The sequence below is a fragment of the Gorillibacterium sp. sgz306347 genome (assembly GCF_059735245.1).
In genome coordinates, this window is sequence record NZ_JCAPET010000079.1 from 1 (window position 1) to 10457 (window position 10457).

General features: G+C 62.1%; 11 protein-coding genes and 1 pseudogene. 11 read left to right on the forward strand and 1 reads right to left on the reverse strand.

Annotated features, from left to right (window positions below):
* Positions 1–141 precede the first annotated feature (141 nt).
* Positions 142–1104 carry a tyrosine-type recombinase/integrase gene (locus tag AC6I6H_RS22040; RefSeq protein ID WP_497956697.1) on the reverse strand — a complete coding sequence of 321 codons (963 nt, stop codon included), beginning with the start codon at positions 1102–1104 and terminating at the stop codon, positions 142–144.
* Positions 1105–1228: 124 nt separating this feature from the next.
* Here AC6I6H_RS22040 and AC6I6H_RS22045 point away from each other — a divergent pair, with 124 nt between their 5' ends.
* The 11 genes and pseudogenes from AC6I6H_RS22045 (at position 1229) to ade (ending at position 10165) form a co-directional block, all read left to right on the forward strand.
* Positions 1229–1846: an HD-GYP domain-containing protein gene (locus tag AC6I6H_RS22045; protein ID WP_497956698.1), complete on the forward strand. Its 618-nt coding sequence runs from the start codon at positions 1229–1231 to the stop codon at positions 1844–1846.
* A 300-nt stretch (positions 1847–2146) separates the two neighbouring features.
* Positions 2147–2524, forward strand: coding sequence for a DUF2294 domain-containing protein (locus AC6I6H_RS22050; protein ID WP_497956700.1), 378 nt, complete (start codon positions 2147–2149; stop codon positions 2522–2524).
* A gap of 231 nt (positions 2525–2755) precedes the next feature.
* Positions 2756–3322 (forward strand): annotated as a pseudogene (locus AC6I6H_RS22055) (UbiX family flavin prenyltransferase); the annotation flags it as partial.
* 1 nt (position 3323) lies between these two features.
* Positions 3324–4682 carry a UbiD family decarboxylase gene (locus AC6I6H_RS22060; RefSeq protein ID WP_497956702.1) on the forward strand — a complete coding sequence of 453 codons (1359 nt, stop codon included), beginning with the start codon at positions 3324–3326 and terminating at the stop codon, positions 4680–4682.
* Positions 4683–4780: 98 nt separating this feature from the next.
* On the forward strand, positions 4781–5050 hold the full coding sequence (locus AC6I6H_RS22065) for a BMC domain-containing protein (RefSeq protein ID WP_497956703.1): 270 nt from the start codon (positions 4781–4783) through the stop codon (positions 5048–5050).
* 14 nt (positions 5051–5064) lie between these two features.
* Complete coding sequence (locus AC6I6H_RS22070) at positions 5065–6468, forward strand: hypothetical protein (protein ID WP_497956704.1); 1404 nt, start codon at positions 5065–5067, stop codon at positions 6466–6468.
* 22 nt (positions 6469–6490) lie between these two features.
* Positions 6491–6934, forward strand: coding sequence for a BMC domain-containing protein (locus AC6I6H_RS22075; protein ID WP_497956706.1), 444 nt, complete (start codon positions 6491–6493; stop codon positions 6932–6934).
* A gap of 70 nt (positions 6935–7004) precedes the next feature.
* A complete protein-coding gene (locus tag AC6I6H_RS22080) occupies positions 7005–7286 on the forward strand; it encodes a BMC domain-containing protein (protein ID WP_497956708.1) in 282 nt (93 codons plus the stop codon).
* A gap of 8 nt (positions 7287–7294) precedes the next feature.
* A complete protein-coding gene (locus tag AC6I6H_RS22085; protein ID WP_497956709.1) occupies positions 7295–8059 on the forward strand; it encodes a hypothetical protein in 765 nt (254 codons plus the stop codon).
* Positions 8060–8066: 7 nt separating this feature from the next.
* Complete coding sequence (locus AC6I6H_RS22090; protein WP_497956710.1) at positions 8067–8354, forward strand: EutN/CcmL family microcompartment protein; 288 nt, start codon at positions 8067–8069, stop codon at positions 8352–8354.
* Entirely contained in the window at positions 8351–10165 is a 1815-nt protein-coding gene (gene ade / locus AC6I6H_RS22095; RefSeq protein ID WP_497956712.1) for an adenine deaminase, read from the forward strand. The genes AC6I6H_RS22090 and ade overlap by 4 nt, the downstream gene beginning before the upstream one ends.
* Positions 10166–10457 lie beyond the last annotated feature (292 nt).

Sequence of the window (10457 nt, forward strand, 5' to 3'; positions counted from 1 at the left end):
ACAGAGGACGAAAGCCGATGTCGTACAATATCACTTATGCGACATAAATCTACAGAACGCTCCTTTTCTGTAGAATTTTACAGGACATATAAATAGATATCGGTCGAAAGACTCACAAGTTTATAGGGAAAAAGGACTTGTTTATCCAATATACTCCTTTAAGCAGTCTCCTACAAAGTCCGGAGCCCCTTTTTTCATCAAATCTACGGTATGTAAATAACGCTGGGTTGTATTGATATGCGAATGTCCCAAAGTCTCCTGTACCTGCTGAAGTGAAGCCCCCTGCAATAAAGCCAGCGTTGCGTTCGTGTGCCGCAACCAGTGGGGAGTCAGCTTTTTTTCGATTCCGCTCACTTCCCCCGCCGTCTTGACGATGCGTTCGATCTGCCGGACCGTGATGGGAAAAAGCCGCATTTCCGCTTGGGGCTCTCCTTCGGCCAGACGATAAGCGTATTCCCGGTACATTTTCCACAGCGTTTCCGGAACCTTGACCATCCGGTCCTTACCCCCTTTGGTTTGGTTGACCGAAAGCCATACGGATGTCTCCAGCACGTCCCACTGAAAGTTTTTCCATTGGATGGCGCTCACTTCCGATACCCGCAAGCCCAGCAGCAGCAACGTCAGCACAATCAGGTAATTTCGGTCGTTCCGCCCTTGATAGCAAGAGATAAGCCGTCCCACTTCTTTGCGTGTCAGGTAATGCTGCCGGCTGGTGACGGGGGCGGGCGGAATGCGCACCGTCTGGGCCGGGTTTACGGGGAAAAAGCCGATGTTCGGCTCGCTCCCCCACTTGAAAAGCGACTTTAGGGGCGCGATAAAAGCGGCAATGCTGGCCGGTGCAAGCGATTTGCGGGCTGACCCGAACCGGCTTTGGGACAACCACATTTTATAGGCCTCCAAATCCCTCCACGAAATTTCGCGCAGCGATTTGTTGGCGCTGAATTTACGGAATTGGGCGATCGCCCGGCTGTAATTTCTGCGCGTATTTGGTACGGTGCAGCAAATGGTAAGAAACATTTGGATCATTTGCTCGTCGGTGTAAGACACCTCGGGGCTAATTTGAATGGCCGTCTCGGATGCAGCTGTCGGTTTTTGTGTTTTCATTTGGCCGTCTCCTTCTCATTTCAATGTCGCATAAGTGATATTGTACGACATCGGCTTTCGTCCTCTGTTTTTATAGGGAAAACGTCGCAGGACTGCCAAAAACGTCAAGGGAAGTGGAATAGCGTTGCACGCGGAATATTTGGATCCCTATTCGGAATACGATCAGTTTGAGTCGCACGTTGTCAAATGGATGAAGTATCTGTCGTACAAGCATGTCGACATCTATCAGCACTGCGTCAGGGTCGCCATTCTGGCGGATAAAATGGCGCAGGAAGCCGGGCTCGGCGTGAAAGACCGCCGGAGTCTGGTGGTCGGCTGCTTTCTTCACGACCTGGGCAAATCCTTTATCCCCGGCCAGATCCTGAACAAGACGGGCAAGCTCACCGAGCGGCAGTGGAGCATCATGAAGCTGCATCCGGTTATCGGCAGCGAGCTTGCCGACTCCGGTCCCGGACTGGACCCGGCGATCCTGGACATTATCCGCCACCATCACGAGCGATGGGACGGAGCGGGTTATCCGGACGGTCTGGCAGGCGAGAAAATCCCTTTCTTTGCACGGATCTGCTCCATCCTGGACGCCTTCGACTCCATGATGTCGGACCGGCCCTACCGCGACAAAATGACGTTCGAACAGGCCAAAAACGAGCTGATCGCCAACAGCGCCAAGCAGTTCGACGCCAAGCTGGTCGGCATATTCCTCCGGCTCTCGGACGAGATTCCGAGACTTTACTCCCATACCTGAATCCGCAGACCGCATGCTCCCGGCCCGCCGACCGCGGCAGCCGCCCTTCCGAACCGCCGGTCCCGCTTCCGTTCGCCATCCCACCGCGAACCGGCGGGGCCCTTGCCCCCCCCTTTTTGCAAAACCTGAGCAAGCTTTCCTCCTTTTCCTGAGCTCTCATAACCCCCTATTCCTTTCACTTTCCTGCGCACCGGAAAACTACCCGCCCTTTCAAAACAGCCTGTACGTCACAAAATGTGACGCAAGTCATTTACTTTCCCTGCTTTTCCCCTATAATAGAAACTAATCATGTAAGCATTAATGCCTTCCGGGGAGGAGATTTCGCTGTCCGTCTCCTTGCTTGTAGCCTCCAACGATCAGAAAAAGAAGATGTCGCGCTGCTACAACGAGGTTCATAAGGAGCTTTACGGAGTCGGAGTCACCCAGCTCAAGATCGAAGCGGTCGACGATTCCATTCTGCTTTTTCTCGTCAAGCATCAGCGGGTCGCCGCGCTTCGAGCACTGGAGGACCGGTATTCGGAGCTCAAGCTGACCGTAGACGCTGCGCTGCACCAGGAGTTCAAGCTGCGTTTTCAGAAGCGGCTTGCCGAAGAAACAGGAATTTCCGTCAAAGGCGTGCTGCGGGACTATGACCCGGCCTCGGAGTGGGCCTGCACCATGGTCATCACCGGCGATTGAGCCGGCCGGGAAGCGCACGGGATTTATCTCGCGGCTTTCCATTGGGCCTTCCTCTCTTTCTTCTTATGTTTTTCGATTCAACGATCCAGACGCCCCCTGATTGTATCTCGGCGCGTCATTCATATCGCGCGGGTTTGCCGGATTTCTGTTTACAGACTGAAGGAAGCCGTTGAGCAGAGAACGTTTCTCTTTCAACGGCTTCTTTTTGTTTTTCCGGCCCCTCGGGAAAGGAGCACCCACATGAAAATCACCGTCGGCCTCACCGGAGCGAGCGGCTCCGTGTACGGCTACACCCTCATCCGCGCCCTGCACCGGCTCGGCGTGGAAACAAGCGTGGTCGCGACCGCGATGGGCGAAAAGGTGCTGCGCTACGAATGCGGCATCGGCTTGGACGAAATCGGGCGGTACGCCCGCCTCTTCCATAACGACGACCTGTTCGCCCCGATTGCCAGCGGGTCTTACCGGTCGGACGGGATGGCCGTTATCCCCTGCTCCATGAACACGCTCGGCGCCATAGCCAACGGCGTCGGGGACACGCTCATGAGCCGGGCGGCCAGCGTCATGCTGAAGGAAAAACGCAAGCTGGTGCTGGTGCCGCGTGAAACGCCGCTCACGCTGATCCACCTGGAAAACATGGCGAAGCTCGCCCGCGCCGGCGCCGATATCGTACCGGCCTCGCCGGGCTTCTACAACCGGCCCACCGAGCTGTGGGAGCTCGTCAATTTTATGGCCGCGCGCGTGCTGGACGCGTTCGGCCTCGAGCATAATCTCATTGCGCGATGGGGGGAGCCTGTCTGACATGGACACCATTCGGAGTCTGCTGCGCTATTGGGAGGAACAGGGGCACCTGCTCCGCATCCCGAGGGAAGTCGATCCCCGCTTCGAGCTGGGGGGCGTCGTCAAATGCGACAAAGGAAGGCATGCGGTTTTGTTCGAACGGGTAAAAGGCTACTCCGTGCCGATGGCCGCGGGTCTCGCCGCCAACAAGCAAATGCTCGCCGAGAGCATGGGAGCAAAACCGGAAGAGCTGCTCTCCCGGCTGATCGCCGCTATCGTCCGGCCGGTGCCGACAAGGCGCACGGACCGGGCCCCGGTGCAGGAGAACGTGATCACGGGCCGGTTCGACCTGCGCGAGCTGTTCCCCGTCTGCACCTACAATGAGCGCGACAGCGGGCAGTATTATGTTTCCGGCGTCCTTGTCGTCAAGGGCGAAGACGGCCGCAAACGGTACACCTCGATCCGGCGGATGCAGTACCTGGGCGGCAGCCGCACGAACATTCTGATCTCTTCGCCCGAGCTCCGGCAGTTTGTGGCGGACGCCGAGGAGCGCGGGGAACCGGTCGAGGTGGCCGTTATGTTCGGCGTCGTGCCCGCGGTTGTGCTGGCTTCACAGATCAGCACGCACCTGTTCCATGCGGACAAACTCGACGTGGCGTCCGCTCTATTGGGCAAGCCGCTTGAGGTAGTCGCCTGCAAAACGGTCGATCTCGACGTGCTGGCGGAAGCCGAGGTCGTTTTCGAAGGGCGCATCCTTCCCCAGGTGCGCGAACCGGAAGGCCCGTTCGGCGAGCTGGGCGGCTATTACGGCCCGCAAACGATGCAGCCGGTCGTCGAATTTTCGGCCGTCACGCACCGGAACGACCCGGTTTGGCAAACCATTCTGCCCGCCAGCCTGGAGGAAAAGCTGCCGATGGCCATTTCCCGGGAGGTCACGCTGCTCGGTTCGATCCGGCAGGTCGTCCCCGGAGTCCGGGACGTACACCTTACGATGGCGGGCGTCGGCCGTTATCACGGCGTCATTCGCATCCGCAAGCAGAGCGAGGGTGACGGCAAGACCGCCCTGCTCGCCGCTTTTGCCGGCGACAAGGACCTGAAGCACGCCGTGGTCGTGGATGAGGACGTCGACCTCTTCGATCCGGCGGATGTCGAATGGGCGATCGCGACCCGGGTACAGGCGGATCTGGATGTTTTTATCGTGCCGGGCGCCAAGGGCTCGCCGCTTGAACCGTCGCACAACCTGCGCGGCGTTTCGGCGAAGATGGGCATCGACGCGACGGTGCCGCTCGCCGAGGCGGAGCATTTCCGGCGGACCCGGATTCCCGGCCTGGAAGCCATCGACCTGAACGATTACGTTCGCCCGCTTGACGGCAGCCGGTAACCGGTCGGGTCAAGGACCGGAGAGAACCGGGGGAGCAGGATGGCCGGCCGGTATCGCCCCGGCCGAAACAAAGGAACGAAACCGAAAGGAGACTGTCCATGAATGCGATCGGATTGGTCGAGACGCGCGGGTTGACAGCAGCGCTCGAAGCGCTGGACGCCATGTGCAAAGCGGCGACCGTGCGGATGATCGACCTGAAAAAAGTCGGCTCCGGCCTGGTAACGGTCCTGGTCGAGGGAGACGTGGCCGCCGTCTCGGCGGCGGTGGAAGCCGGAAAGACGGCTTCTGTCCGCACCGGCGGAGAATTGTTTGCGGCCCACGTTATTCCGCGCCCGCACCCGGAATTGGCCGGTATGCTGAACGTGTAAAGGAGTGAGCGAGGGTGTCCGACCTTATGAAGCAGATTGTCGAGGAGGCGCTGCGGCGCAACGCCGGCGGGCGGGACGGGGCCCTTTCGGGACGAGAGGGCGGCAGCCAGCGCAGCCTCATCGAAGCCGCGCTCCGCGGCGGCGGTGCGAGTGGCGCAAGCGGTGCTGATATGCACCAAGGCGTCCTTCCGGACCGTGTCAAGCATCCGACGCGGAAGCAAGCGCCCGAAGCTCCGCCAGGCGTCAAGCGGATCAATCATCAGCAGGCGAAGGCGGCGCAGCGCCTGGCTCCCATCGCTTCGCGTCTGACCGGCGAATCCGGCGGCAAGGGAGAGGGCGTCCGGAAGCCGCAGGCAGCAGAGCAAGCGGCCGGCGCAGCGGTTCGCAGCCCGGCAGGCGGGGCGGCAGCGCAAAACGGGACGGCGGCTTTCCGCGAGGCCCCTTCAAGCGAGGCGGCGGCCTTCGGCGCGGCCCCTTCAAGCGAGGCGATGGCCTTCGGGGCGGCCCCTTCAAGCGAGGCGATGGCCTTCGGAGCGGCCCCTTCAAGCGAGGCGGTGGCCTTCGGGGCGGCCCCTTTACGGGGGGCGGCCGGATCGGCTGCATCTTTCCCGGCCCCTGCTGCGGAAGAGCGTTCGGCGCGCCAAGGCATTTCCTTCCCGGCACGGTTCGCCGAAGATTCCCTCTCTCCCCTGCTGCGGCTTCAGCTCGCCCAGACTGCCGCGCGGGACGGAACGAAGGCGACGGCAATGTCCGATCGCGGGCCAAGAGCGGAGGCGCCCACTTTGCTCTCATTTGGACGCGAGCCGGGCCCGCTTCCCCCGCTCGCAAATGCGGCGGAATGGCTTGGCGGCGCGCCTGGGCTGGATGGCGGGGCTTGGCTGTTCCCCCGCATCCGCGAGGAGCTGCGTCCGCTGCTTGGCTTTTCCGGCCGCCGGGACCTCGCCATTGGCCTCGCGTATGCGCGGCGCTCCCTTCCCCGCCACTTGTTCGCGGCGGAGACGGCGCTCGGCGGGTCGTTTCCGCCCGAAACCGAGCTTGTCTGGTGCCCGGACGGCGGCCCCTTCGAACTGAAATTGTTCGGCGGCGATCCGGCAATAATCGCCGAGAGGCTTGCGGCCTTCAATGCTCTGCTGAAAGAAGCCGGCGAAAGCGTGGAAGCGTGGGTATCCGTTCAGCCTTCGCCTCTTCTGCAGCAAAGCCTGGGCATCCGCTCCCCCGGGGCGCTGGCGGTTGTGGAGGGACTGCCGCATGCGCATGCCGCCGCATTGGCCGACCGCTGCCTTTCCCGCCGCCCCGCTTCGAGCCTCACCTTCAAGCCCGGCAAAGAGTGCCTGTTCCTGCTTGGGGAAGCGGACGAAACCGCCGCGGCCGCTCAGGAGATAAAAGCGGAGGCGCTGCAACTGACAAGCCGCCGCTGACAATCGAAAGGAAGACGCGTTTATGAACGAAGCGCTTGGAATGATTGAGACGGCAGGCTACGCCACGGCCCTGATCGCGGCCGACGCGGCGCTGAAAGCCGCCCGGGTTTCGCTCACCGCGGTGGAAAAGGTGATCGGCGCCGCCGGCTCGCTCGGCGTGACCGTGCACCTCAGCGGAGAGGTTGCCGCCGTCCAGTCCGCCGTGCAGGCGGGGAGCGAAGAAGCCCGCCGGGCGGGGCGGCTGATAGCCGCCCATGTGATCGCAAAGGCGCACTCCGACGTGGACCGGAAGATTTTAAGCCGGTTTGCCGGGGCAGGGCCGCTGTCCGGAGGGAACGGTTCGCCGGGAAGCCCGGGCAAAGACGGGAGCGGGGATCTACCAGGAAGGGAAGCCCCAACCGCAACCCGCAATCCGGCAGACAGCGAGGACCCAGCGGCAAGCGGCGGCGCGCCGGACCAAAGTTAGGCCAGGAGGCTGCCAATCGGGGTGTGCCCCGGAACATTTTTTTCAACATTACATTCGGGAGGTTTTTGATATGGGAGAAGCATTGGGACTTATTGAAACAAAAGGACTTGTTGGCGCAATCGAAGCGGCGGACGCCATGGTCAAAGCGGCGAACGTGGAAATATGCGGCTACGAAAAAATCGGCTTCGGGCTGGTCACCGTCATGGTGCGCGGGGATGTCGGCGCGGTCAAGGCAGCGACGGATGCCGGAGCGAATGCCGCCAAACGGGTCGGCGAGCTCGTTTCCGTCCATGTCATTCCCCGCCCGCACAGCGAAGTGGAACGCGCGCTGCTCGGCAAAGCCGTTGACTGACCGCCGTCATGGATGACCGGATCGGCACTTTTGCAGCCCGAGCGCCGTTTGAATTATCCGGCCGCTCCCGAAGCGCGGAGCCGAACCGGTCGCACCCCCGGGTGGCGGTTCTGCTCGCGGACCATTTTACCGGCATGGCGGATGGCTTTGCCTCGGTGCGGCGGCTCGGCGGCCGGACGCTCCGGCTGCGCTTGTACGGCGACGCGGTTGTGTTAGCCACCCGCGCTCCCGAAGAGCTGGCCCGGGCATGCGGGGTCGACGATTTGACGCGGGCCGAGCGCCTTTTTGCTCCGGGTGCCGAAGAGGAGTTCGACGCCGTTTTTGTTCCTGTCCTCTCCCCCGGCCTGCTCGGCAAGCTTGCCGCCCTGGACACCGGCGATCCGTTTGTGCGGCTGATGCTGGCCGCCTTATGCGCGGGCAAACCGGTCGGGCTGCTGGCGGCAGGCGCCAACCCGGACTCGCTCCCCTGGACGGAAAAAGGGCTCGGCCGGGCGCCGTTTTCGCTAAAGGAGGAATTGCGCCGGCTGCTGCGCCTGGTCCAAAGCTACGGCGCGGAGCTGCTGGAGCCTACCGGCCTGGACCGCTGGCTGTCTTTTAACGGAGCGGAGCTCCGCAAGCAGGTGGTCACGGCGGAGGACATTGAAACGGCCTGCCGCGAGGGACGAAGTGCGCTCCGGTTACCGACGGGAACCCTTGTGACGCCGCTTGCGGCGGATATGGCGAAGGAGCGCGGCCTTGCTCTGCTGCTGGAATCAAACGTTGAAAAGAGGTGACGCTCCGATGCAGCTGGGACTGGTCGTCGGGCATGTCGTCGCGACAAGAAAAGATGAAAAACTGGTGGGCTCCAAGCTGCTGGTCACGCAACCGATTCTTCCCGACGGGACGGCGGCCGGGCAGCCGCTTGTCGCCGTGGACACGGTAGGCGCAGGCATCGGCGAGACGGTCATTTACGTCGGAGGCAGCGTCGCCTCGCGGGCGATGAACAACCCGAACGCTCCGGTCGACGCGGCGATTGTCGGCATCGTGGACAGCGTGGACACAGCCCGCCCCGGAGGAGGAATAAAATGACGACCATCGAGATCAAGGAAGCCATCGCCCGCCGGCGGCTGATCGACGTGCTGCTCGCCGGAAACCTTTTCGCCGACCTCGTCCTTCAGGGCGGGTACATCATCAACGTCGTTACCCGGGAGCTGTACCCCGGAGACGTAGCGATCAAAGGCGACCGCATTCTGCTGGTCGGAGACGCGGCGAGCCTGATCGGGCCTTCCACAAAAGTCGAGGACGTCCGGGGTAAATTTGTCAGCCCGGGTTTTATTGATTCGCATATGCATTTTGAGAGCGCGATGCTGACGGTGACCGAATTTTCTAAGCTGTCGATTCCGACCGGCACGACTACGCTGGTGGCGGACCCGCATGAGATCGGAAACGTCCTCGGCGTCGCCGGCATGAAGGCGATGATCGAGGAGGCGCGGACGCTGCCGACCCGCGTGCTGTTTACCGTGCCGAGCCTGACTCCGGATGTGCCCGGTCTGGAGACCGCGGGCGCGGACATCTCCTCGAAGGACATGGCCGAGCTGCTGAGCGACCCGCAGGTTCAAGGCATCGGCGAGCTTCAGGGCTTCAGCAACGTCCACCCCGTCTATCGCAACGCGCCCTACCTGATCGACGACCTGCTGGCGTCGGTCGGCTACGCCAAAAGCATCGGCAAAACCGTGGAAGGCAACGCCCCCGGCCTGTTCGGCAAGGAGCTTGCCGCCCACATCATCTGCGGCGGAGGGCATGTCTCCTGCCACGAGACGACCACCAAGGAAGAGATGATGGAAAAGCTGCGCTATGGCGTCAGCGTCTTCATGCGGGAAGGCTCCTCGCAGCGGAACATGGCCGAATGCGTCCGGGCCATCACCGAGGAGGGCATGGATTCACGGCGGGCCATGCTCGTTTCCGACGACATGGTGCCGGAGGACTTGCTGAAATTCGGGCATATGAACGACATCATCCGGCGGACCATCGCCGAAGGGGTTGATCCCGTCGAAGCCATCCAGATGGCGACGATCAACCCCGCGACCCATTTCGGCTTTTCCGACGTCGGCCTGCTCGCGCCGGGCAAACGCGCGGACATTGCGGTCATCGGAGACCTGTACCGGATGAACGTGGAGCAGGTTTACGTGGCCGGAACGAAGCTGGCCGAGCACGGCGAGCTGACCGTCGACATTCCTTCCTACCTCTACCCCGAATCGGTCAAAAAGTCGGTGAAGCGCAAGCCGGTGAAGCCCGCCGAGCTCCATGTTGAAGCCGGCATTGCGGCCGGAACGGTCCAGGTGCGCGCGATCGAAGTGATCCCCGACCAGAACCTGACGGGAGCGCTCGTTCTGCCCGCCGCCGTCCGGAACGGCGCGGTTCAGCCGTCCGCGGCCGACGACCTGCTCCCGCTGCTCGTGGTGGAACGGCACGGCCGCAGCGGCAAAATCGGCAAAACCTTTGTGCGCGGCATGAAGCTGGAACGCGGGGCCATCGCCGAAAGCGTCGCGCACGACACGCACAACATCATCGTCGTCGGCACGAATTATGAAGACATGGCGACCGCCGTCAACCGGGTCATCGCCATGGACGGCGGCATCGCCATGATCGAAAGCGGCAAGGTCGTGGGCGATCTTCCGCTGCGGATCGGGGGGCTCATGACCGACGAGCTGACGGGCAAAGAGATGAGCGAAAAAATCGCCGAGCTTCACCGGCTGGCCCGCGAGGAGCTGGGCTGCGGCCTGCATGTGCCCTTTATGCACTTGTCGTTCCTCGCCCTCGTCACCAGCCCCGCCTGGAAAATCACGGACATGGGCCTGATCGACGCCGACGCGTTCCAGGTGCTGCCGACCATCGTGTAGGGTGACGAACGCGCCTCAGTAACAGTGGCCATGCCGGAACGGGCGCAACCGTCAGAGACCTTCGGGAACGGGCATCGGCGCCACCGCCAGAGATCATACTGGAGCGGACGAAGGGCCGCCACCGTCAGAGACTACGCCGGAACGGGCACCAAGCTTCGGCCGGGGCGGCGTTGAAAGACAGTGCGCCATAGGGGCAAAAGCTGGAGTCTCGCTGCTTGATGCCTGTTAATTTTTCGGACGCGACGCTCTAACGGTTGCCACAGCGCTTATTCACCCCAAAAACCCCTGTTTC

Excerpts from the sequence above, each read along its gene's own strand:
- AC6I6H_RS22040 (WP_497956697.1), bottom strand. The coding sequence starts at position 1,104 with ATGAAAACACAAAAACCGACAGCTGCATCCGAGACGGCCATTCAAATT.
- AC6I6H_RS22050 (WP_497956700.1), top strand. The coding sequence starts at position 2,147 with ATGCCTTCCGGGGAGGAGATTTCGCTGTCCGTCTCCTTGCTTGTAGCC.
- AC6I6H_RS22060 (WP_497956702.1), top strand. The coding sequence starts at position 3,324 with ATGGACACCATTCGGAGTCTGCTGCGCTATTGGGAGGAACAGGGGCAC.
- AC6I6H_RS22065 (WP_497956703.1), top strand. The coding sequence starts at position 4,781 with ATGAATGCGATCGGATTGGTCGAGACGCGCGGGTTGACAGCAGCGCTC.
- AC6I6H_RS22075 (WP_497956706.1), top strand. The coding sequence starts at position 6,491 with ATGAACGAAGCGCTTGGAATGATTGAGACGGCAGGCTACGCCACGGCC.
- AC6I6H_RS22080 (WP_497956708.1), top strand. The coding sequence starts at position 7,005 with ATGGGAGAAGCATTGGGACTTATTGAAACAAAAGGACTTGTTGGCGCA.
- AC6I6H_RS22085 (WP_497956709.1), top strand. The coding sequence starts at position 7,295 with ATGGATGACCGGATCGGCACTTTTGCAGCCCGAGCGCCGTTTGAATTA.
- AC6I6H_RS22090 (WP_497956710.1), top strand. The coding sequence starts at position 8,067 with ATGCAGCTGGGACTGGTCGTCGGGCATGTCGTCGCGACAAGAAAAGAT.
- ade (WP_497956712.1), top strand. The coding sequence starts at position 8,351 with ATGACGACCATCGAGATCAAGGAAGCCATCGCCCGCCGGCGGCTGATC.